Origin of the sequence: Streptomyces lacrimifluminis (assembly GCF_014646095.1) — a bacterium.
GTDB classification, from domain to species: domain Bacteria; phylum Actinomycetota; class Actinomycetes; order Streptomycetales; family Streptomycetaceae; genus Streptomyces; species Streptomyces lacrimifluminis.
Window position 1 is genome coordinate 19,942 of sequence record NZ_BMMU01000011.1, and the last position, 20,753, is coordinate 40,694.

At 69.5% G+C, this 20,753-nt stretch carries 23 protein-coding genes and 1 riboswitch; of the genes, 10 read left to right on the forward strand and 13 right to left on the reverse strand.

Going from position 1 to position 20,753, the window contains the following annotated elements; genetic code table 11:
- Positions 1-10: 10 nt before the first annotated feature.
- Both IEY89_RS17945 and IEY89_RS17950 read left to right on the forward strand, forming a co-directional pair.
- Positions 11-403, forward strand: a complete 393-nt coding sequence (locus IEY89_RS17945; protein WP_020269986.1) for a nuclear transport factor 2 family protein — start codon at positions 11-13, stop codon at positions 401-403.
- A gap of 191 nt (positions 404-594) precedes the next feature.
- Positions 595-834, forward strand: coding sequence for a hypothetical protein (locus IEY89_RS17950; protein ID WP_189148431.1), 240 nt, complete (start codon positions 595-597; stop codon positions 832-834).
- A 476-nt stretch (positions 835-1,310) separates the two neighbouring features.
- On the opposite strand, the gene IEY89_RS17955 is transcribed toward IEY89_RS17950, so the two are convergent.
- The 3 genes from IEY89_RS17955 to IEY89_RS17965 all read right to left on the reverse strand — a co-directional run bounded on the left by IEY89_RS17955 (position 1,311) and on the right by IEY89_RS17965 (position 3,679).
- Entirely contained in the window at positions 1,311-2,501 is a 1,191-nt protein-coding gene (locus IEY89_RS17955) for an acyl-CoA dehydrogenase family protein (protein WP_189148432.1), read from the reverse strand.
- Positions 2,502-2,655: 154 nt separating this feature from the next.
- Positions 2,656-3,432 (reverse strand): CbtA family protein, encoded by a 777-nt coding sequence (locus tag IEY89_RS17960; RefSeq protein WP_189148433.1) that lies wholly within the window; start codon positions 3,430-3,432, stop codon positions 2,656-2,658.
- Between the two features lie 25 nt (positions 3,433-3,457).
- A complete protein-coding gene (locus IEY89_RS17965; RefSeq protein ID WP_189148434.1) occupies positions 3,458-3,679 on the reverse strand; it encodes a CbtB domain-containing protein in 222 nt (73 codons plus the stop codon).
- Positions 3,680-3,716: 37 nt separating this feature from the next.
- Positions 3,717-3,848, reverse strand: a riboswitch (cobalamin riboswitch).
- Between the two features lie 131 nt (positions 3,849-3,979).
- Between IEY89_RS17965 and IEY89_RS17970 the strand changes: the two genes are divergently transcribed.
- Entirely contained in the window at positions 3,980-4,588 is a 609-nt protein-coding gene (locus IEY89_RS17970) for a histidine phosphatase family protein (protein ID WP_189148435.1), read from the forward strand.
- 46 nt (positions 4,589-4,634) lie between these two features.
- Here IEY89_RS17970 and IEY89_RS17975 read toward each other — a convergent pair whose 3' ends face one another.
- From IEY89_RS17975 to IEY89_RS18010, 9 genes are all read right to left on the reverse strand, one after another.
- Entirely contained in the window at positions 4,635-5,036 is a 402-nt protein-coding gene (locus IEY89_RS17975) for a four-helix bundle copper-binding protein (RefSeq protein ID WP_189148436.1), read from the reverse strand.
- A 42-nt stretch (positions 5,037-5,078) separates the two neighbouring features.
- Positions 5,079-6,197, reverse strand: a complete 1,119-nt coding sequence (gene paaE / locus IEY89_RS17980) for a 1,2-phenylacetyl-CoA epoxidase subunit PaaE (protein ID WP_189148437.1) — start codon at positions 6,195-6,197, stop codon at positions 5,079-5,081.
- Positions 6,197-6,715: a 1,2-phenylacetyl-CoA epoxidase subunit PaaD gene (paaD, locus tag IEY89_RS17985; protein ID WP_189148438.1), complete on the reverse strand. Its 519-nt coding sequence runs from the start codon at positions 6,713-6,715 to the stop codon at positions 6,197-6,199. Before paaD ends, paaE begins: the two co-directional genes overlap by 1 nt.
- On the reverse strand, positions 6,709-7,563 hold the full coding sequence (paaC, locus tag IEY89_RS17990; RefSeq protein ID WP_189148439.1) for a 1,2-phenylacetyl-CoA epoxidase subunit PaaC: 855 nt from the start codon (positions 7,561-7,563) through the stop codon (positions 6,709-6,711). Before paaC ends, paaD begins: the two co-directional genes overlap by 7 nt.
- Positions 7,564-7,584: 21 nt before the next feature.
- A complete protein-coding gene (paaB, locus tag IEY89_RS17995; RefSeq protein WP_373287260.1) occupies positions 7,585-7,869 on the reverse strand; it encodes a 1,2-phenylacetyl-CoA epoxidase subunit PaaB in 285 nt (94 codons plus the stop codon).
- An 8-nt stretch (positions 7,870-7,877) separates the two neighbouring features.
- On the reverse strand, positions 7,878-8,876 hold the full coding sequence (paaA, locus tag IEY89_RS18000; protein WP_189148441.1) for a 1,2-phenylacetyl-CoA epoxidase subunit PaaA: 999 nt from the start codon (positions 8,874-8,876) through the stop codon (positions 7,878-7,880).
- Between the two features lie 191 nt (positions 8,877-9,067).
- The gene (locus IEY89_RS18005) at positions 9,068-9,265 is read right to left on the reverse strand and encodes a hypothetical protein (protein WP_189148442.1); all 198 of its coding nucleotides are present in this window, start codon (positions 9,263-9,265) and stop codon (positions 9,068-9,070) included.
- A gap of 2 nt (positions 9,266-9,267) precedes the next feature.
- A complete protein-coding gene (locus tag IEY89_RS41495) occupies positions 9,268-9,393 on the reverse strand; it encodes a hypothetical protein (RefSeq protein WP_268240738.1) in 126 nt (41 codons plus the stop codon).
- Positions 9,380-11,092 (reverse strand): IlvD/Edd family dehydratase, encoded by a 1,713-nt coding sequence (locus IEY89_RS18010; protein WP_189148443.1) that lies wholly within the window; start codon positions 11,090-11,092, stop codon positions 9,380-9,382. The genes IEY89_RS41495 and IEY89_RS18010 overlap by 14 nt, the downstream gene beginning before the upstream one ends.
- A gap of 48 nt (positions 11,093-11,140) precedes the next feature.
- Between IEY89_RS18010 and IEY89_RS18015 the strand changes: the two genes are divergently transcribed.
- From IEY89_RS18015 to IEY89_RS18025, 3 genes are all read left to right on the forward strand, one after another.
- Complete coding sequence (locus IEY89_RS18015; RefSeq protein ID WP_229695295.1) at positions 11,141-11,971, forward strand: IclR family transcriptional regulator; 831 nt, start codon at positions 11,141-11,143, stop codon at positions 11,969-11,971.
- Between the two features lie 73 nt (positions 11,972-12,044).
- Positions 12,045-12,905, forward strand: a complete 861-nt coding sequence (locus IEY89_RS18020; RefSeq protein WP_189148444.1) for a fumarylacetoacetate hydrolase family protein — start codon at positions 12,045-12,047, stop codon at positions 12,903-12,905.
- Between the two features lie 14 nt (positions 12,906-12,919).
- Complete coding sequence (locus IEY89_RS18025) at positions 12,920-13,936, forward strand: zinc-dependent alcohol dehydrogenase (RefSeq protein WP_189148445.1); 1,017 nt, start codon at positions 12,920-12,922, stop codon at positions 13,934-13,936.
- A gap of 830 nt (positions 13,937-14,766) precedes the next feature.
- Here IEY89_RS18025 and IEY89_RS18030 read toward each other — a convergent pair.
- Positions 14,767-15,807 (reverse strand): LacI family DNA-binding transcriptional regulator, encoded by a 1,041-nt coding sequence (locus IEY89_RS18030; protein ID WP_189148446.1) that lies wholly within the window; start codon positions 15,805-15,807, stop codon positions 14,767-14,769.
- A gap of 312 nt (positions 15,808-16,119) precedes the next feature.
- On the opposite strand from IEY89_RS18030, the gene IEY89_RS18035 reads away from it, so the two are divergent.
- From IEY89_RS18035 to IEY89_RS18050, 4 genes are all read left to right on the forward strand, one after another.
- On the forward strand, positions 16,120-17,445 hold the full coding sequence (locus tag IEY89_RS18035) for an ABC transporter substrate-binding protein (RefSeq protein WP_189148447.1): 1,326 nt from the start codon (positions 16,120-16,122) through the stop codon (positions 17,443-17,445).
- 67 nt (positions 17,446-17,512) lie between these two features.
- On the forward strand, positions 17,513-18,445 hold the full coding sequence (locus IEY89_RS18040) for a carbohydrate ABC transporter permease (RefSeq protein WP_189148448.1): 933 nt from the start codon (positions 17,513-17,515) through the stop codon (positions 18,443-18,445).
- Positions 18,442-19,269, forward strand: coding sequence for a carbohydrate ABC transporter permease (locus IEY89_RS18045; RefSeq protein ID WP_189148449.1), 828 nt, complete (start codon positions 18,442-18,444; stop codon positions 19,267-19,269). Before IEY89_RS18040 ends, IEY89_RS18045 begins: the two co-directional genes overlap by 4 nt.
- Before the next feature lie 43 nt (positions 19,270-19,312).
- Positions 19,313-20,743 (forward strand): RICIN domain-containing protein, encoded by a 1,431-nt coding sequence (locus tag IEY89_RS18050; protein ID WP_189148450.1) that lies wholly within the window; start codon positions 19,313-19,315, stop codon positions 20,741-20,743.
- Positions 20,744-20,753: the final 10 nt, after the last annotated feature.

The window sequence follows — 20,753 nt, forward strand, 5'->3', positions numbered from 1 at the left end:
AGGTGGGCTCATGCATCCCTTCCGCAAGGCCGTCGAGAGCGGCGACCTGGACGCCGTGGCCGCTCTGCTGGCCGACGACGTCGTCTTCACCAGCCCCGTCACCTTCAAGCCGTACCCGGGCAAGGCCATCACCGCCGCGATCCTGCGCGGCGTGCTCCGGGTCTTCGAGGACTTCACCTACATCCGTGAGATCGCCAATTCCGACGGCCGCGATCACGCCTTCGTCTTCACCGCCACCGTCGCCGGCAAGCAGCTCCAGGGATGCGACTTCCTGCACTTCGACGACGACGGGAAGATCGACGAGTTCACGGTGATGGTGCGCCCGCTCTCCGCCGCCCAGGCACTCGGCGAGGCCATGGGCGCCCAGTTCGAGCAGATCGCCCGAGAGGCCGCCGAACAGTAACCACCACGACGGACTTCGACGCGGTGGTCATCGGCGCGGGGCAACGCCGGACTGACCGCCGCCACCCTCCAACACTGGGACCGCGTAACCTCCTGTCGGAGCGCCACAACGTCCCCGGCGGCTGTGCCACCTCCTTTCGAGGAGACCGCTTCGAGTTCGAGACGGCGCTGCACCAGCTGTCCGGAGTCGGCTTGGAAGTCCAGCCGTACACGCTGCGCGGGCTGTTCGAGAAGCTGGGCGTCGCTGACTCACTGTGGTTCGTCCAGGAGTACGACCTGTATCGCGCCGTGGACGCCCTGAAGGACGACTTCCCCAGCAACCGCGCCCGCGTCGAGCGCTTCTTCGCGCTCGCCAGGGATGTGACGGAGCCGTCACGACACACGACCTCGACGCCCGGATGCTCGCGCAGCCAAACTAGGTCTGCCGCGTAGGTCGACGCTTCCTCGGCCATGCTCCAGCTCATCCCAAGTAGGTGACCGGGCCACTTGCATTGCCGATCAGAGGATCGCTCGACCAGGGCAAGGTCTCTCCCGCATGCTCGGTGATGTCGCACCACCGCTCAAGAAGCGCGGCGACGTAGGCGGCGATGCGTTCAACGCCGGTTGCTCGACCATTCCCGACGGCTGGTGTCCACGAACCTGCGCATACTGGCGCGAGCGGTACGGCTTGCTGTCCAGCACAGCTTCTCGCCTCGCAGGAACACGGCAATGTGGCTGCCGCGTTCCTATCAAAGCTGTCGTCGCGGAAGATCTCTGGCCCCGCTATGGCGACACACCCCTCATGACCTGCGCTATACCAAAGTGCCAACTATTTCGCTGATTCTGCGGCTCCGGCCACTGAAGCTACTTGGCATCAGTGCAGGTCGTGAACGTGGCCTGGTGCCAACTACCGAGCCCGGTCACGGCTCCTAACGCCGCACCCTCGGCATCCCCAGCCCGATCCACGAGATGATCTCCCGCTGGATCTCGTTGTTGCCGCCCCCGAAGGTGAAGATCACCGCTGAGCGGTAGCCGCGTTCCAGTTCGCCGTGGAGTATCTCGCCGGCCGAGCCCTCCTTCAGCGCGCCCGGGGCGGCGACGATCTCCAGGAGCCAGGCGTAGGCCTCGCGGCGGGCCTCGGAGCCGTACACCTTGACCGCGGAGGCGTCCTGGGGGGTGAGGGTGCCTTCCTGGACGGCGTTCACCATCTGCCAGTTGAGGAGTTTCATCGCGTCGAGCTTGGTGTGGATCTGGGCCAGACGGCGGCGCACCCACGGCAGGTCGACGACGCGGCGGCCGTCGGCGAGTTTGGTCTCCATCGCCCAGCGCTGTACGTCGTGCAGGGAGCGGATGGCCATCGTGCCGTGGGCGGCGAGGGTGACGCGCTCGTGGTTGAGCTGGTTGGTGATCAGCCGCCAGCCCTGGTTCTCCTCGCCCACGCGGTGGGCGACGGGGACGCGGACGTTCTCGTAGTAACTGGCGGTGGTGTCGTGCGAGGCGAGGGTACGGATGAGGGTGCAGGAGTAGCCGGGGTCGGTGGTCGGCATGAGGAGCATGGTGATGCCCTTGTGCGGCGGGGCGTCCGGGTCCGTGCGTACGGCCAGCCACACCCAGTCCGCCGTGTCACCGTTCGTCGTCCAGATCTTCTGGCCGTTGACTGTGTAGTGGCCGGTGGCCTCGTCGCCGTCCCGTACCGCGCGCGTTTTCAGGGCGGCCAGGTCGGTGCCCGCGTCCGGCTCGCTGTAGCCGATCGCGAAGTCGATCTCGCCGGCGAGGATCTTCGGCAGGAAGTACGCCTTCTGCTCCTCGCTCCCGTAGCGCATGATCGTCGGGCCGACGGTGTTGAGCGCCATCAGCGGCAGCGGTACGCCCGCCTGGGCGGCCTCGTCGAAGAAGATGAACTGTTCCATCGGGGACAGCCCGCGCCCCCCGTACTCCCGCGGCCAGCCGACACCGAGCCAGCCGTCGGTGCCCAGACGGCGGATGGTCTCGCGGTAGAAGCGCTTCTGGGCGACATGGTCGTTGAAGCGCGAGTAGGCCCGGTCCGGCACCAACTCGGCGAAGTAGGCGCGCAGTTCGGTGCGCAGCTGCTGCTGCTCGGGCGTGTATTCGAGATGCACGGCGCCTCCTGCTGGCTCCCCAAGGCCGGACCTGTCGGCGCACACGGTAGAACGTGTTCCAGAAATTGGGAATGGCGGTGCGTGTACCCGTGCGCACATGCCCCGAGGGGGTCCCGGACGTCCGGGACCCCCTCGGGGCAGATAGGCGAACCGCTCAGTGCGTCACGGGAGTCGCCTGCGACTCGGCACCACTCGCCCCGACGGCCGCTGCCGTCCTCGGAGCCAGCAGCCGTTCCGCCAGCAGTCCGAAGACCAGGCCGAAGGCGGTCCACATCGTCGCCTGGATGGCGAGCGTGGCCACCCGGTACCGCCACAGCAGGCTCGCGGAGAAACCCTCCGGGACCTCGTTGGTGAACGACGGCAGGAACGCGTACGCGAGTCCCACGACCAGGACGAAGGAGGCGATCGCGGCGAGGGTCGCGTTCCAGTTGCCCAGGCGCGGGGCGAGGCGCTTGCCCAGGATCACCGCGCCGACGGCGAGCAGCACACTCAGCGCGACCATCAGGAAGAACAGCGCGGTGCGCTGGTTGAGGGTGTCCGGGTCCCCGACGGCGGGCGGGTTGGCCGGGTACTTGAGGAACGGCACGACGTACACGGCGAGCAGTCCGGCCCCCGCGAGGAGCAGCGCGGTCGCGCGCGGCCCGAAGCGGCCGATCCGGCCGAGCGCGAAGCAGTACGCGAGGGCGGCGATACCGCCGAACGCGACGCCGTAGACGAGGACCCCGGTCCCCAGACCGACGGTGGACTGCAACGCGCGGGAGACCAGATCCTGTTCGGCGTGCCCGTGGGCCTCTTGCGTCTCCTCGAACGCGATCGCTTCGTCGACGAGCGGCTCGGCGAGGAGGTACGCGACGACCCAGACGAGCGCGCCCGCGACCAGGCCCGCGAGCATGCCGCGTACCAGGAGGTTTCTGACAGTGGTGGAGTTCATGAGCTCGTACGTTTCCCTGCCCTCGTCAGTGGCAGGGGAAGCCGAGCAGGTGACGGGCGTCGTGCACCCATTCGTGCACGCCCTCGCCGGAGACCAGGGAGGTGGCGCCCTGTTCGGCGCCGACGAAGTAGAGCAGCACCAGCATCAGCACGCCGAAGAAGACCGCCCAGGGAGCGATCGCCCCGATCGGCAGCTTCTCGGGTACGGCGGTGGGTGCAGCGGTCGACTGGAGTGCGGACTGTGCCATGGCAGGACCTCCTGGGGGAACTCGCGTCCCGTATCGGTGGTGCAGAGGACGACAGTCACGGGTCTGACTTGCCCCCGGGCCGCACCGGGCGGGTGCGTACGGGGCTTACAGTGGCGCGACCGTGCCGGATTCCCACCGGCTTCCGTCGAACCGTCGTCAATATCGACGAGAAGGTACCGCGAAGCGGGGGTGCGGCCAAGGGCGCGCGGGACGGCGTACGGTGCGCCGGTGCGCCGTACGCCGCTTCAAGTGCCGTACATGACAACGACATTGGGGCAGAATGAGTACGGGAACGACCCGATGACGAGCCGAGTGATGTTGATCTCACCGGCGATCAGTGCGGCCCTGCGGGAGGCCCGCTTCGACGACGACTGCCCTCTGGACGCCTCGGGTCTGCGGCTCGCGCGGTCGGCGGCGGGATCGATCCCACCGGTCTCCCGGGTCTGGGTCTCCCCCACCGCACGGTGCCGTGAGACGGCTCAGGCGCTGGGCCTGGACGTCGGTGCGCAGCCGGGCCCGGCCGGCCTGGACGCGGGCCGCTGGCGCGGCGCGACCCTGACCGAGGTGACGGAGAAGGAACCGGAGGCGCTGACCCAGTGGCTCACCGACCCCCAATCGGCCCCGCACGGCGGTGAGTCGGTCCGCGCGCTCTGCGACCGTGTCGCCCACTGGCTGGACGACACGGCGGCACAGGTCACGGGCCGGTCCGTCGCGGTCGTCGAGCCGGAGATCGTACGCGCGGTGACGGTACGGGTGCTGGGGGCGCCCGAGTCGGCGTTCTGGCGGATCGACGTTCCGCCGTTGACGGCAACGGAGTTGAGCGGCCGGGCGGGACACTGGAACGTGCGGGTGGGCGGGCGGCTCGGCGCGCCGCACGAGGAGCCGGCGGGGGCACCGCACACCGAGTAGTGGGGCGGCGTGTCCGTGAACCCTCGGGTTCACGGAACGTCGTGTCTCACCCGCCGCCGCGGCCGGAGTCCGGCGCCTCCAGCGTCCACGCGAAGTCCGTGCACGCCTGTGCGCACTCACGGCATGCCTTCGCCGCGTCCTCGCCACCGGGGTATTCGTCGAAGACCTGGGCGGTTTCCAGGCAGACCGTGCTGCACCACTCCAGTTGCACTCGGAGGGCGGCCTCGTCCAGGTCCACCTGTTCGGAGAGCAGGCGGCACGTCGCGTCGCACACCTCCGCGCACAGAATGCCCTTGCGGCGCGCGAGGGCCTCGGCGGCGGGCCCGTCCGGGTCCGCGAGACTCGCGCGCAGTGCGCACGCCCGCGCGCACTCGGTGCACGCCTGGGCACAGACGAAGCGGTCCTCCAAGAACCGGAAGAGTTCCTGTTGCGTAGTTGTAGGGGTCACGTCGGTCGAGTTGCCGAAGCGCGGCCCGCCAAACCCTTTGATTCAACTGTCGTAGTCGACCGTCAATGTCTCCGAGACCGGGAACGACTGGCAGGTCAGCACGTACCCCGCGGCGACCTCCGCGGGTTCGAGGGCGTAGTTGCGGCGCATGTCCACCTCGCCCGAGGTGACCAGCGCCCGGCAGGTGCCGCAGACACCGCCCTTGCAGGCGAACGGCAGGTCCGGGCGGGTGCGCGCGGCCCCGTCCAGGACGGTCGTCTCCCGGGGCAGCGCGGTCGTGGTGGAGCGGCCGTCGAGGGTGACCGTGACCCGGCTCACCGGGCCCGCGGCCACCGCGTCCGTGTGCTGGACCTGGCGGACCGGCTGGTCGTCGGCGTAGAAGAGTTCCTGGTGGACCCGGTCCGCGGGCACACCCAGCTGCGCCAGCAGGTGCTGGGCGTCGCGGACCATGCCGTGCGGTCCGCACAGCCACCAGTGGTCGGTGCCCGGGACGTCGACGAGGCCCGCGAGGAGCGCGGCGAGCCGTTCGGCGTCCAGCCGCCCCGACAGCAGGTCGGCCTCGCGCGGCTCCCGCGACAGTACGTGCCCCAGCTGGAAGCGCGCTGGGTACAGATCCTTCAGGTCCGCCAGTTCGTCGGCGAACATCACGGTGTCCGTACGCCTGTTGCCGTACAGGAGGGTGACCTGTGAGCGGTCGTCGGCGGCCAGGACGGACTCGGCGATCGACATCAGCGGGGTGATGCCGGAGCCCGCGGCGATCAGGACGTGCCGGCCGGGCGCGGTCAGGTCGGGGGTGAAGGCGCCGGTCGGGGTCATCACGTCGACCACGTCACCCGGGCGCACCTCGTCGACCAGCCAGGACGAGAACAGGCCGCCGGGCACCACCCGTACGCCGATGCGGGGTCTTTCGCCGGCCGGGGCGCAGATCGAGTAGGAGCGCCGCTCCTCGTGCCCCTCGAACTCCCGGCGCAGGGTGAGCGACTGCCCCGGCGCGAAGGCGTACTCGGCGGCCAGGTCCGCCGGCACCTCGAAGCCGACGGCGACGGCGTCCGCGCACAGTCGTCGTACGTCGGCGACCTTCAGGGCGTGGAAGACCGGGCGGCGGCGTACAGGGGTCGGCGTGGCTGCCGGGGCGGTGGTCGGGGAGACGGTCGCGGCCATCAGATCTCCTTGACGTACTCGAACGGCTCGCGGCAGGCGTGGCAGCGCCACAGGGCCTTGCAGGACGTGGCGGCGAACCGGGAGGTCTCCTCGGTGTCCGCCGAGCCGCAGCGGGGGCAGGGCACGGTGCGCCGGGTGGGCAGCAGTGAGAGGGCGACCGGGCCGTGCGGTGCGGCGCCGGGCGGGGCGATGCCGTGCTCGGTGAGCCTGCGGCGGCCCTCCGGGGTGATCCAGTCGCTGGTCCAGGGCGGATCGAGGACCGTACGGATCTCCACGCGCGGGTACCCCGCGGCGCGCAGCCGGGCGTCGACTGCGGCGCGCATCTCGGCCATCGCCGGGCAACCGGAGTAGGTGGGGGTCAGGCTCGCCACCACCGTCCCGTCGCCGGTCATCTCCACGCCGCGCAGGACGCCGAGGTCGGCCAGGGTCAGCATGGGCAGCTCGGGGTCGGGAACGCGCTCGGCGATGCTCCGGGCGCGCCGGACGTCCTCGGTCCTGCTCCCCGTCGCGGTCACCATGTCGCCTCCGGGTGGGCGCGGGCCACGCTCTGCAACTCGGCGAGCAGCGGAGCGAGATGCTCGGTGTGCTGTCCATCGCGCCCGGCTCCGTGCGCCGCCGGAATCTGCGGCATGGGCAGCCCGGCGGCTTCGGTGACCTGCCGCAACACCTCGACGACGTCGCCCTCGACGTCGTACACCGTGAACAACTCGCCGATGTACGGGGTGACTTGGTCCAGTGCCGAGCGCATCCGGCGGTGCGACTCGTCGGTGCCGTCGCCGAGCCGGACGGCCCATTCGGCCGCGTACTGCCGGTGGTAGGTCAACTCCTTGACGCCCTTCGCGGCGATCGCGGCGAGCACCGGATCGTGGTGGGCGGCGAGCCGTTCGAAGTGCGCGAGCCGCCAGCTGGACAGCACCAGCAGCCGCACGATCGAGAACGCGAAGTCCCCGATGGGCAGTTCGGCCAGGCGTACGTTGCGGAAGTCACCGGCGTCCCGGAAGTAGGCGTACGCGTCCTCGTCGCGTCCGGTGCCGTCGACCTGGCCCGCGCGCGCGTACAGCAGTCGGGCCTGGCCGAGCAGGTCGAGGCCGATGTTGGCGAGCGCGACCTCCTCCTCCAGCTCGGGCGCCCGGGTGCACCACTGGGCCAGCCGCTGGGCCGACACCAGCGCGTCGTCGGCGAGTTCGACGCAGGTCGCGGCCACCTCGCCGGCGTCGACGCCCTCGGGCACGGTGGTGTCGACGCCGTACAAGGGGTCCTCGAACCCCGTGCCGAAGGCCCAGCGGGCGTCGCTGCCGTCGTCGTGCCCTTCGGCGAGGGAGAGATAGACGTGGTCGTCGTCGTGGGCGGTGTCACTGCCGCTCATGTCTGCTGCTCCGCTCCTCGGCTATATGTGGGGGACGTCGTCGGGGATGTCGTAGAAGGTCGGGTGGCGGTAGACCTTGTCGGCACTCGGCGCGAAGAAGGGGTCCTTCTCGTCGCGCGAGGAGGCGGCGATGTGCTCGGAGCGCACCACCCAGATGCTCACGCCTTCGTTGCGCCGCGTGTACAGGTCACGCGCGTGGGTGAGCGCCATCCGATCGTCCGCCGCGTGCAAAGAGCCCACGTGGACGTGGTTCAGCCCACGCTTGCCGCGCACGAACACCTCGTACAGCGGCCACTCGTTGGACATCTCGTTGCTCATGCCACTGCCTCCTTCGCGGTCCGTGCGCGCCGCTTGGCGGCGTGCGCGGTGGCCGCCTCACGCACCCAGGCGCCCTCCTCGTGTGCGGTCCGGCGCCGTGCGACCCGTTCGGTGTTGCAGGGCCCGCCGCCCTTGATGACACGCATCAGCTCGTCCCAGTCCGGGGTGCCGAAGTCGTGGTGACCGCGCTCCTCGTTCCAGCGCAGTTCCGGGTCGGGCAGGGTCACGCCGAGCTTTTCCGCCTGCGGGACGGTCATGTCGACGAAGCGCTGGCGCAGTTCGTCGTTGGTGTGCCGCTTGATCTTCCAGGCCATGGACTGCGCGGAGTTGGGCGAGGCGTCGTCGGGCGGGCCGAACATCATCAGGGAGGGCCACCACCAGCGGTCGACGGCGTCCTGGACCATGGCGCGCTGTTCCTCCGTACCGCGCGTCATCGTCATCAGCAGCTCGTACCCCTGCCGTTGGTGGAAGGACTCCTCCTTGCAGATGCGCACCATCGCGCGCGCGTACGGTCCGTACGAACTCCGGCACAGGGGCACCTGGTTGCAGATCGCGGCGCCGTCCACGAACCAGCCGATCACACCGACGTCGGCGAAGCTCAGCGTCGGGTAGTTGAAGATCGACGAGTACTTCTGCCGACCCTCGATGAGCCGCTCGGTGAGGTCAGCGCGGTCGGCGCCCAGCGTCTCGGCTGCCGAGTACAGATACAGCCCGTGCCCTGCCTCGTCCTGGACCTTCGCGAAGAGGATGGCCTTGCGGCGCAGCGAGGGCGCGCGCGTGATCCACTCGCCCTCCGGCTGCATGCCGATGATCTCCGAGTGCGCGTGCTGGGCGATCTGCCGGACCAGCGTCTTGCGGTAGCCCTCGGGCATCCAGTCGCGCGGCTCGATCCGGTGGTCCCGCGCGATCGTCGCCTCGAAGTGCTCCTGAAGCAGCGCCTCGGGGGCATGCCCGGCACCGCCCGTGTCCGAGGCGGCGGAGTGTGTCGTCGTCATCGATACCCGCTCCCCAACCGACCATTCGTTCGGTACCAGTGTGACGACTTTTCCCCGCCCGCACAAGCCGTTGCCCGGACCGTCTGCAGGTGCCGTGTCCGCCGCTGGCCGGAAGCCGGGAAGGCGACCGGTTCGGCGACCCCTGCGGGCGGCAGAACCGGGTCCGCATGGTGTTCACGGTGCCCAGGGCGTCACATCGAGGACGTGACGCCCTTCCTTTCCTCAGGGCTCGGCCCGGTGCGCGGTCCGTCCGGTCCGACGATGCCGGCCGCGTCGATGGACCAGGATGTCCATGGGTCGACCGCTGCGGCGACTGGGCGCAGCGCCGCCTCGTCCGGGGCGTCCGCGCGGATGTCGGCGCCGTCGGGGGCGAGGTCGAGCGTCGTCACCTTCACGCCTTCAGCCCGTCGGTCGTGAGCCGTTCGGTGGTGGGCGCGCGAGCCCACGGCGCCCCGGCGACCAGAGCCGACCCGACGGTCGTACCGTCCCTCCGCGCGTTCGCGTCAGTGTGACTCACGGCTCACCTCGGAGCCGCTGGAGCCGATGAGGAAGTCCAGGTCGGCGCCCGTGTCCGCCTGCTGGACGTGGTCGACGTACAGGCGTTCCCAGCCGCGCCGGGGGTTGGCGAAGCCGGTGACGGTGGCCTCGTTGGGGGTCCTGCGGGCGAGTTCGACGGCGGGTACGTCGACGTCGAGGCGTCGGGCCGCAACGTCCAGGTCGATGACGTCGCCGGTACGGACGAGGGCGAGCGGGCCGCCGGCCGCTGCCTCGGGGGCCACGTGCAGGACGACGGTGCCGTAGGCGGTGCCGCTCATCCGGCCGTCGCAGACCCGGACCATGTCACGGACGCCCTGTTCCAGCAGCTTCTTCGGCAGCGGCATGTTGGACACCTCGGGCATGCCCGGGTAGCCCTTGGGGCCGCAGCCGCGCAGGACGAGCACGGAGTCGGCGTCCACGTCGAGGTCCGGGTCGTCGATGCGGGCGTGGAAGTCCTCGATCGAGTCGAAGACGACTGCGCGGCCCCGGTGGCGCAGGAGGTGCGGGGAGGCCGCCGCCGGTTTGACGAGCGCTCCGTCAGGGGCCAGGTTGCCGCGCAGGACGGCGATACCTCCCTCCGCGACCAGGGGTTCTTCGCGGGTACGGATGACCTCCGCATCCCAGATGGGCGCGTCGTCCAGATGGTTCACCAGGGGCTCTCCGGTGACGGTGAGCGCGTCGGGATCGAGCAGGTCGCGCACCTCGCGCAGGACGGCGGACAGGCCTCCGGCGCGGTGGAAGTCCTCCATGAGGAAGCGGCCTGCCGGCTGGAGGTCCACCAGGACCGGGACGCGGGAGCCGATCCGGTCGAAGTCGTCGAGCGTCAGGGGGATGTCCAGGCGTCCGGCGATCGCCAGCAGGTGCACGACGGCATTGGTCGAGCCGCCGATGGCGGCCAGGGCGACGATCGCGTTGTGGAAGGACGCCTTGGTCAGGAAGGTGCCCGGCCTGCGGTCGGCGGCGACCATGTCCACCGCCAGCCTGCCGGTGCCGTGGGCGGCTTCCAGCAGGCGGCTGTCGGGCGCCGGGATGCCGGCCACCCCTGGCACGATCGTGCCCAGGGCTTCGGCCACCAGGGCCATCGTCGAGGCGGTGCCCATGGTGTTGCAGTGCCCGCGGCTGCGGATCATCGCCGACTCGGAGCGGGTGAACTGCTCCTCGGAGAGCGTGCCCGCCCGCACCTCCTCCGACAGCCGCCACACGTCGGTGCCACAGCCCAGCGGCGTCCCCCGGAAGGTTCCGGTCAGCATCGGCCCGCCGGGGACGACAACCGCGGGCAGGTCCACCGAGGCGGCGGCCATGAGCAGCGAGGGGATCGTCTTGTCGCAGCCGCCCAGCAGCACGACACCGTCGATCGGGTTGGCCCGCAGCATCTCCTCCGTGGCCATCGCCGCCATGTTCCGCCAGAGCATGGCGGTGGGCCGCACCTGGGTCTCGCCCAGCGACACCACCGGCAGGTCCAGGGGGATGCCCCCGGCCTCGTACACACCGTTGCGGACCGAGGCCGCCACCTCGTTCAGATGCGCGTTGCAGGGGGTCAGGTCCGAGGCGGTGTTCGCGATGGCGATCTGCGGCCGGCCGGTGAAGGCGTCGTCCGGTGCGCCCCGGCGCATCCAGGCCCGGTGGATGTAGGCGTTGCGCCCCTGCCCCTCGTACCACTGTGCACTGCGAAGCGTCACCGTCACCCTTTCCGATAATCGGTATAGTGGTCTACCCTTCGGAACCTCATGGAGCATAGACAGATCGCCAAGGGCCCGTCAGCCCCTGTGAGCGAGGAAGCCGCCGGAGGCGAGGGTGACGCCGTGCGTCTCGTGGGATCCGACCGGGTGCTCGCCGTCCTCAAGGAGCTGGCCCGGTATCCCGACGGCGTGGGCCTTGAGGAGCTGACCCGGGTGATCGGCAGCCCCAAGCCGACCGTGCACCGGGCGTTGGGTGCCCTACGCCGGGCCGGGCTGGCCGACCAGGACGCCCGCAGTCGGTACGTTCTCGGTGACGAGTTCCTGCGCATGGCCTTCGCGCACCACCAGGACCGCCCCGAGCACGTCCGGGTACGTCCCGTACTGGAGGCTCTGGCCGACCGGTTCGGCGAGACCGCGCACTACGCGGTCCTCGACGGCCGGGAGGTCGTCTACCGCGCCAAGGTCGACCCGCCCACGGGCGCCGTCCGGCTGACGTCGACGGTGGGCGGCCGAAACCCCGCCCACGCCACCGGCGTCGGAAAGACGCTGCTCGCCCACCAGCTGGACACCGTGGCGGCGGTCGAGGCGTGGATCGGCGACTCGCCCCTGGAACGGCGCTCACACCGGACCCTGTGCACGGCCGCCACCCTGTACCGCGACCTGCGGGCCACCCTCGACCGGGGTTACGCAGTGGACGACCAGGAGAACGAGTCCGGCGTCAACTGCCTCGCCCTGCCCGTGTACGCGACCTCGCCGACCACTCCCTCGGGCGCCGTGAGCGTCAGCGCGCTCACGTACCGGACGCCGCTGCGCACCCTGGTCGACGCGGTCGGCGAGATGCGCGAGTTGCTCGGCCCGCTGGGCCGGACCCGTCCATGACCCGCCGATGAGCCCTCGCGAGTACCTCGGCCCGCACCAGCACCACTCTGCCGTTCGAACTGGAGACTGACCCGTGTTCCTCATGCGCATCGGTGCCGCAGGCGCCGAAAAGCCTGTCGCCCGCGTCGACGACGAGACGTACGTCGACCTCTCCGACGCCGTCACGGACTTCGACGAGGCGTTCTTCGGGTCGGGCGGCCTCGACCGGATCCGCCCCGTGGTGGCCGAGCGGACGGCCGCCGGTCAGGTGTCCCGCTTCGCCGGAGAGCGGATCGGCGCACCGATCGCCCGCCCGCACCAGATCCTGTGCATCGGGCTCAACTACCGTGACCACGCGGCCGAGAGCGGGATGGCCGTGCCGGACGAGCCGATTCTGTTCACCAAGTCGCCCAACACCCTCGTCGGCCCGAACGACGACGTACGTATCCCGCGCGGGTCCACCAGGACCGACTGGGAGGTGGAGCTCGGCATCGTGATCGGCCGCCGTACCAGCTACCTCGACTCGGTCGAGGAGGCGCGCGACGCCATCGCCGGGTACGTGGTCGTCAACGACGTGAGCGAGCGCGCCTTCCAGTTGGAGCGTGGCGGGCAGTGGACGAAGGGCAAGTCCGCCGAGACGTTCAACCCGGCGGGCCCCTGGCTGGCCACCACCGACGAGATCGACGACGTCCTCGCGCTCGACATGTGGCTCGACGTCAACAGTGTCCGCCGCCAGAACGGCAACACCAGGACCATGGTCTTCGACCCGTACTTCATCGTGCACCACCTGAGCCAGTTCCTCGTCCTGGAACCCGGCGACCTGATCAACACCGGCACTCCGCCCGGCGTGGGCATGGGCTTCACGCCGCCCGTGTGGCTGCGGCCCGGTGACGTGATGGAGCTGGGCATCACCCGCCTCGGCAGCCAGCGCCAGCACGTGCTCGGCCCACGGTGACCGCCCGCCGTCTCATGCGCGCGTTCGTCCTGACGGCTCCCGGGAAGTACGAGGTCCAGGAGGTCCCCGTCCCGGTGGCAGCCCCCGGCGAGGCCGTCGTCGACGTCGAGCGGGTCGGCGTGTGCGGCACCGACATGGAGTTCCACACCGGCGCGATGGCCTATCTCCACCAGGGCCACTCCGCGTATCCGATGCGTCTGGGCCACGAGTGGTCGGGGCGCGTGGCGGCGGTCGGTGACGGTGTCGACGCCGGGTGGATCGGCCGCCGGGTCATGGGCGACACGATGCTCGGCTGCGGCTCCTGCCGGCGTTGCCTGCGTGGCCAGCAGCACGTGTGCGAGAAGCGGCAGGAGGTCGGGATCCGCGGGGAGAGGGCCGGCGCCCTGGCCGAGCAGCTCGCGGTACCGGTCTCCTCGTTGCACGTCCTGCCCGACTCCGTCGACGCGGTGCTGGGCGCGCTCGTCGAGCCCGGGGGCAACGCCCTGCGCGCCGCCCGAGCGGCCGAACTGCACCCCGGGGACCGGGTGTTGGTTCTGGGTCCGGGGACGATCGGCCTCCTGGTCGCGATGTTCGCGCGTGCCGCCGGTGCGGAGGTCCACCTGATGGGCGCCACCGAAGGCTCGCTCGCCTTCGCCCGTGAGCTGGGCTTCGAGCACGCCTGGCGGGAGGACTCCGTCCCGGTTCTGCCGTACGACGCTGTCGTCGACGCCTCGAACGCGGTGCATCTCCCTGATCTGGCCCTGGACTTGGTCGAACCGGCGGGCCATGTCGTCTACATCGGTCTGGCCGGCGCACCGAGCCGGATCGACACCCGCACCCTGGTCCTCAAGGACGTCACCGCGGTCGGAGTCCTGTCCGCCTCCCCCGGTCTCAACGCCACCATCCGGGCGTACGCCGAGGGTTCGGTGGATCCGCGACCGCTCGTCGCCGCGACGGTGGGCCTGGACCAGGTCGGAGCCGTCCTCGCGGGTGACCGCCCGGCGGGCGCGGGTCCTGGGCCGAAGTTCCATGTGGACCCACGCCTGCGCTGAGACGGGAGAGCACCGGCGCTGTGCCCATCGGGCCAACCGCGGCGACAGAACGCAGCTCACCGAGGGCGACTTGGACCCAGATCGTGGCGACGTTCGGCGAAGCGTCGCCGAAGGCGGTGCTTGAGAGCATCAACGAGCCAACGTTCAGGGGCACTTCAGACAACGAGAACGGCAGCAGGAACGCGGCCGGCCGGGGCATGAGCCGACAAGGAGTGGTCTCCCGCCCATGGACGCGTGGGGGCCGGGTCCCCGGAGGCATCCCGTTCACCCGCAGCCATTGCTCGGCGTCGGCCGCGATCCACCTCACGGCACTGCCCGGCTTGGCGGCCAGGGTGAACGACCTGCGGAAGGCCACCCATTGGTTCGCCGTGATGAAGGGCGCCCAGGCCCCCTTGGCGGTCCAGGGATCCGCGGCGTCATAACGGCCGGCGCGAACGCCGGCAGCACCAGGCAGCTCAGCACGGGGGCGAGCGTCACAGCTGTGGCGGTGCGGAGGACAGACCCTGCGGTCATCTGTCGTGTCGGGGTTCCGTCCCGAGGCCGACAGGCGGGGATCCCCGGGCGTCCAGAGGTGTGTGCCGTGCGCGGCGGTCCGCAACGGTCGCGCCGTCCAGCTCCACCACCTCGTCACCGTCTGCCGCCGCCTGGAGTCGTCCGTGCGCACCCGCCGGGGAAGGCGGGGCGCCGGGGCCTGCTCCAGGGTCACGCCCGTACCCTTCCGCACTCTTCCCGAGTTGTGGAACGTTCCACACTTAAAACGACTCAACCATGATTCGTGGAGGTCTGGGCGTCAAGAGGAGACGGAAGAGAAATCCGCGTGTTCGCTCCGCTCAGAGGCGCGCCGGCGCGGTACTGCCCCGCACCACGAGGTGCGGGGTCGACGCGATGACGACGGCGCGGTCGCGGCGGTTCTCGATCCGCTCCAGCAGGAGCCGGGCGGCCGTCTCGCCCATCATGGCGCCGGCCTGGTCCACGCTGGTCAGGCTCACCGGGGCGAGGGCGGCCACGGAGGTGTTGTTGTATCCGGCGAGCGAGAGATCCTCGGGAATGCGCAGGCCGAGTTCGACGGCGGCCCGGAAGACACCCGTCGCGGCGACGTCGGCGCCGGCGAAGATCGCCGTGGGCGGGCGCGCGGAGGTGAGCAGTTCCATGGCGCCGCGGTAGCCGCCCTCGTCGGAGTACCCCGAGTTCACCACCCGGGCCAGACCGGCCAGACCGTGCCGGGCCATCGCATCGCCGTAGGCGGCCCGGACATGATGTTCCGGCCGCTGCCGCCACTGGGTCCCGCGTACCGTCGGATGCGACAGATGGGCGATGTCCCGGTGCCCCAGCCCGACCAGGTGGTCCACCACCAGGTCCACGCCCAGACCGTCCTGGTTGACCACGCAGTCGTACGCCGTCGACGGGTCGTGGTGACCGAGCACCACCGTCGGCACATCGGCAGCGATCCGCACCACCTCCGATCGGGCCACGGCGGGCGCGACCAGGATCAGGCCGTCCATCTGCCGGTCCACCATGGCATGGATGAGCTTCGTCTGGTCGTCCATCTCGGCGGAGCCGCTGGAGCCGATGAACACCGCGTACTCACTGTCCCGCAGCAACGCGTCGACCCCCTCCAGGAGGTCGGCGTAGAAGGCGTTGCGGATGCTCGCGAGCAGAATGCCGATCGTGTAGGTACGGCCCCGCATGCCGCGGGCGGCGGCATGCGGACGGTAGCCCAGTTCGGCCATCGCGCCCCGCACCCGCTCACGCATGGCGGGGCTCACCCCGTAGGCGTTGGTCAGCACCTTCGACACCGCGGAGGTCGACACGCCCGCACTGCGCGCGACATCGGCGATGGTCACTCTCTTCGCGCCGCCCGTTGATCCCATGAGGGTCCCCACCTCCGTTGTCCCGCGCCGCTCCGCCCCACGTCGACGTTTCCGGAACGTTACTCGCAGATGGCTTGACGGCTCCGGGCGGTTCGCTTCAATCTGTGGGGCATTCCCTTTGTGGCACGTTACACGAAAGGCCTGGCGCGGCAGGCCGAGCCGCCAGCCACATCGCAGTGCACCGCGCCCGGTGCCGGTGAACGGCCGCGACGGAGGACAACCGATCCGGCAGCGAGCCGAGCCGCTCCTCGCCACCTGCCTGACCACATTCACACTGAAACGATTCACCGACGCTCGAACGAAGGAACATCCATGAGGTCAAGCACTCTCACCAGGAGAAGGGCCGTGGTGGCCGTGGCCGCCGTTCTGCCGCTCGTGCTCAGCGCCTGCAGCGCCGGTTCTCTCGGCTCGTCCGGCGAGGAGGGGGACGCGACGTCGATCAAGCTGCTCGTCGACAACGCGCCCGACAACCTCCAGTCCGCCCAGCAACTGGCCAAGGCCTTCGAGGCGAAAAACCCGAAGACCAAGGTGAGCGTGGAGACGCGTCCCGGCGGGACAGAGGGTGACAACCTCATCAAGACGCGGCTGCAGACGGACAGCATGGCGGACCTCTTCGTCTACAACGTGGGATCCCTGTTCCAGCAGATCGACCCGACGAAGACGCTGACGCCGATCACGCAGGACCCGTACGTCAAAAACCTCGACGAGTCCTTCGTTCCGCAGGTCACGGTCGGTGGCCAGACCTACGGCGTCCCGTTGGGCTCCGCTCTCGGTGGCGGCGTCCTCTACAACAGGAAGGTCTACGACAGGCTCGGCCTGAGCGTGCCCAGGACCTGGGCGGAGTTCATCGCCAACAGCGAGAAGATCAAGGCCGACGGCGTCACCCCGGTCATCCAGACGTACCAGGACACCTGGACCTCCCAGCTGCTGGTCCTGGGCGACTTCCACAACGTGTCCGCCGCGGAGCCGGGCTTCGTCAAGGACTACACCGCCAACAAGGCGAAGTACGCGACGGACCCGAACGCGTTCAAGGGCTTCCAGCACCTGCAGCAGATCCACGACCTGAAGCTGCAGAACCCCGACTTCGCGTCGGCCACCCTGGTCAAGGGCCTGCAGATGCTGGCCACCGGCAAGGGCGCCCAGTACCCGATGCTCTCCACCGTCATCAGCGGGATCAAGACCAGCAACCCGGACCAGCTCAACGACATCGGCTTCTTCGCACTGCCGGGTGACGACGCCGCCACCAACGGCCTGACGGCGTGGTTCCCGAACGCCCTCTACGTCCCGAAGACCACCACGGGAGGCAAGCTCGCCGCGGTCAAGAAGCTCCTGGCGTTCGCCGCGAGCCCGGCCGGGTGCACGGCCCAGGCCAAGGCGTCGACGCCGACCGGACCGTACCTGGTCAAGGGCTGCACCCTGCCGACGGACGTGCCGACGATCACCAAGGACGTCGCCGCCTACTTCACGAAGGGCGCCCAGAGCCCGGCACTGGAGTTCCTGTCCCCGGTGAAGGGCCCGAGCCTCGACCAGATCAGCGTCCAGGTCGGCTCCGGCATCACCAACGCGAAGACGGGTGCGACCCAGTACGACAACGACACGAGGAAGCAGGCTCAGCAGCTCGGTCTGTCGGGCTGGTAGGAACGCACGTCAGTGCCTCCCCGCCTTCGGAGAGCGGTGCGGGGAGGCACCCGAGAGAGGTCGATCGATGACCACAGTTGCACCGACCCCGCCGAAAACGACCGAGCGGGCACCGACGCCGGTCCGGGCACGCCGGGCACACGGCACGCACAGTTCCTACCCCACCTGGTTCTACCTGCCCGCCGCGGTGATCTACGGGGCGCTGTTCCTCATCCCCACCCTCGCGTCGTTCTACTTCAGCCTGACCAGGTGGACGATCTTCAAGTCCACCTTCATCGGCCTGGACAACTACACCGCGTTCTTCCAGGAGCCCGCCCTCGTCAAGGGCTTCGTCAACACGTTCCTCTACGCGATCGTCACCTCGGGCCTCAAAGTCGTCCTCGGCCTCTTCCTCGGGATCCTGCTGACCAGCCAGATCCGTGCCCGGGGATATCTGCGCTCGGCGGTGTTCTTCCCCGTACTGGTCAGCACCGTGGGCGTCGGCATCACCTTCACCGCCTTCATGGACCCCTCCACCGGCGCGATCAACAAGGCGCTCTCGGCGATCGGCGTCGACGGTCCGGGATGGCTGACCGACCCGTCGCTGGCACTGTTCTCGGTGGCCCTCGTCGATGTGTGGAAGGGCGTCGGACTCGCGACCGTCATCTACATCGCCGGCATCGTGTCCATCCCGGACGAGTACCACGAGGCGGCGAAACTCGACGGCGCGAACGCGTGGCAGCTGCTGCGCAACGTCGTCCTGCCGCTGAGCTGGCCGGCGACCTCGACGGTGATCATCCTGTCGCTCATCGGTGGCCTGCGCTCCTTCGACCTCATCTGGGCGATGACACGCGGCGGACCGGGCTTCAGCTCCGACGTGGTCGCCTCCGTCATCTACAAGCAGTACCAGGCGGGCTTCTACGGCCTGTCGACCGCCGGGAACGTCATCCTCTTCCTGGTCGTGACGGCGGTCATCGTCCCGCTGTCCCGCTTCCTGGCCCGCAAGGAGGTGCAGCGATGAGGAACTCCACCCGTACCTGGCTGGGTGCCCTGTCGGTCACCGTCAGCATCGTCGTCTTCGTCGTCCCGTTCGCGTTCATCGTGCTCACGGCCGTCAAGGATCCGCAGCAGGCCGCCCAGCTCGACTTCTCGTGGCCACGCCACTTCCGGCTGGTCGACAACTTCGTCCAGGTACTCGAAGCGCGGGACTACATTCTCGTCATCGCGTTCGTCAACAGCGTGATCCTGACCGTCGCCAGTGTGACGGTGATGGTCGTCCTCGGCGCGATGGTCGCCTTCGTGCTGCAGCGCCGCGTCACCCGGTGGACGGGCCTGATCAACTTCCTGGTCCTGTCCGGGCTGATCATCCCGCCGGCGGTCGTGCCGACGATCTGGGTCCTGCAGAAGGCCGGCCTGTTCGGCACTCTCCCCGGGCTGATCCTCGTGGAGATCGCCTTCGGACTCTCCTTCTCCATCCTGCTGTTCCGCGCGTTCATCGCCACCATCCCGCGCGAACTCGACGAGGCCGCCATCATCGACGGTGCGTCCCCGCTGCGGCTCTTCCTCCGGGTCGTCCTCCCCATGCTCCGCTCGGTCGTCGTCACCGTGATCGTCGTCCAGTCGGTCGCCGTCTTCAACGACTTCACCAACCCGCTGTACTTCCTCCCGGGCGAGCAGAACGCCACCGTCCAGCTGACGCTGTTCAACTTCCAGAGCCAGTACAGCACCAGCTACAACCTGCTCTTCATGGACATCCTGCTCATCACGATCCCGCCGCTGATCATGTTCCTGTTCTTCAACAGGCAGATCGTGGCGGGCATGACCGCGGGGGCGGTCAAGGGCTGAGTCCTGCCTGTACCACCACCTCACCGACACAAAGGAGTCTCGTGTGACCAGCCCACGTGCAGAAGGCATCCTCCTGCGGATACACGGACGACGGCGCCGTCCCGTCCTCGCCGCTCTGCTGGCGGCCACCCTGGCCGTTCTCGGTCTACTCGCGGCCGGCCGGGCGGAGGCTCTCAGCGGTGACATCCGTATGCACGACCCGTCCGTCATCAAGGTGGGCGGCTGCTACTACGGCTTCTCCACCGGGTTCGAGAACGACCCGCTCAACCCGAGCGGGTCCATCACCGAGCGCAGGACGTGCGACGCCACGGCGGCGACCGGCTGGACCAAGATCGGCAACGTCTGGGAGTCGACGCCCTCCTGGATCACCGCCAGGCTCGGTGCGACGCCGCCGAACATCTGGGCCCCCGACATCAAGTACTTCAACGGCAAGTACCACCTGTACTACGCCGGTTCGCGCTGGGGCACCTCGTACGCCGTGATGGGTCTCGCCACCGCCACCAGTATCGAGGGCCCGTGGGCCGACCAGGGCATGGTCACCGACGTCAACTACCCCATCGACCCCAACGTCGACTGGGGACCCGACGGCAGGCTGTACGTCTCCTGGGGTTCCTGGACCGGATCCGGCACCTATATGCACGTCCTGGACCAGGCCACGGGCAAGCTGTCGACGAGCGACAACAACCTCTGGCGCATCGCCGTCGACATCGAGAACCCGACGATCATCCTCAACGGCGGCTACTACTACCTCTTCGGCTCCAAGGGACTCTGCTGCAGCGGAACCAACAGCACCTACTACACGGTGGTCGGACGGTCCACCGGCATCACCGGCCCCTACCTCGACCAGAACGGCATCAACCTGGCGTCGGGCGGAGGAACGCAGGTACTCGCGGGCGCGTACCCCAAGGTGGCGGCCGGGGGCGCGGACGCCTTTGACGACGGCGCGTCGAAGTTCCTCGCCTACCACTACTACGACGGCGGCAACAACGGCCAGGAGGCCCTCGACATCCGCCAGGTCACCTTCGCCGGTGGCTGGCCCGTCCTCGCCGCCCCACTGGGCTCCGTCAACAACCGCCTCATGAACCGCAACAGCGGCAAGTGCGCGGACGTCTGGTTCGCGAGCACCGCCGACGGCGGCGCCGTCAACTCCGGGAACTGCAACGCCGGAACCAACCAGCAGTGGGTGCCCACCCCCTCCGGCGCGAACTACCGACTGGTCAACGTCAACAGCGGCAAGTGCCTCGAAATCCCCGGTGGCTCCAAGGCCGACGGTGCGGCGGCCGACCAGTGGACCTGCGACGGCGGCACGCACCAGCTCTGGCGCAAGACGTCGGTGATCGGCGCCTACGTCACCTTCACCAACGTCAACAGCGGTCTGTGCCTACAGGTCACCGGAGGGTCGACGGCCAACGGGGCCGCCCTGAACCAGGCGAGCTGCAACACCGGCACGAACCAGCAATGGCTCGTGGTCTGATGCCTCGGAC

Bases quoted from the DNA above. Each gene is read 5' to 3' on its own strand.
- IEY89_RS18040 (WP_189148448.1), top strand. From the start codon at position 17,513: ATGACCACAGTTGCACCGACCCCGCCGAAAACGACCGAGCGGGCACCG.
- IEY89_RS18035 (WP_189148447.1), top strand. From the start codon at position 16,120: ATGAGGTCAAGCACTCTCACCAGGAGAAGGGCCGTGGTGGCCGTGGCC.
- IEY89_RS18045 (WP_189148449.1), top strand. From the start codon at position 18,442: ATGAGGAACTCCACCCGTACCTGGCTGGGTGCCCTGTCGGTCACCGTC.
- paaE (WP_189148437.1), bottom strand. From the start codon at position 6,197: ATGGCCGCGACCGTCTCCCCGACCACCGCCCCGGCAGCCACGCCGACC.
- paaB (WP_373287260.1), bottom strand. From the start codon at position 7,869: ATGTCCAACGAGTGGCCGCTGTACGAGGTGTTCGTGCGCGGCAAGCGT.
- IEY89_RS18015 (WP_229695295.1), top strand. From the start codon at position 11,141: ATGGAGCATAGACAGATCGCCAAGGGCCCGTCAGCCCCTGTGAGCGAG.
- IEY89_RS17960 (WP_189148433.1), bottom strand. From the start codon at position 3,432: ATGAACTCCACCACTGTCAGAAACCTCCTGGTACGCGGCATGCTCGCG.
- paaD (WP_189148438.1), bottom strand. From the start codon at position 6,715: ATGGTGACCGCGACGGGGAGCAGGACCGAGGACGTCCGGCGCGCCCGG.
- IEY89_RS17965 (WP_189148434.1), bottom strand. From the start codon at position 3,679: ATGGCACAGTCCGCACTCCAGTCGACCGCTGCACCCACCGCCGTACCC.
- paaA (WP_189148441.1), bottom strand. From the start codon at position 8,876: ATGACGACGACACACTCCGCCGCCTCGGACACGGGCGGTGCCGGGCAT.
- IEY89_RS17970 (WP_189148435.1), top strand. From the start codon at position 3,980: ATGACGAGCCGAGTGATGTTGATCTCACCGGCGATCAGTGCGGCCCTG.
- IEY89_RS18030 (WP_189148446.1), bottom strand. From the start codon at position 15,807: ATGGGATCAACGGGCGGCGCGAAGAGAGTGACCATCGCCGATGTCGCG.
- IEY89_RS17945 (WP_020269986.1), top strand. From the start codon at position 11: ATGCATCCCTTCCGCAAGGCCGTCGAGAGCGGCGACCTGGACGCCGTG.
- IEY89_RS18025 (WP_189148445.1), top strand. From the start codon at position 12,920: ATGCGCGCGTTCGTCCTGACGGCTCCCGGGAAGTACGAGGTCCAGGAG.
- paaC (WP_189148439.1), bottom strand. From the start codon at position 7,563: ATGAGCGGCAGTGACACCGCCCACGACGACGACCACGTCTATCTCTCC.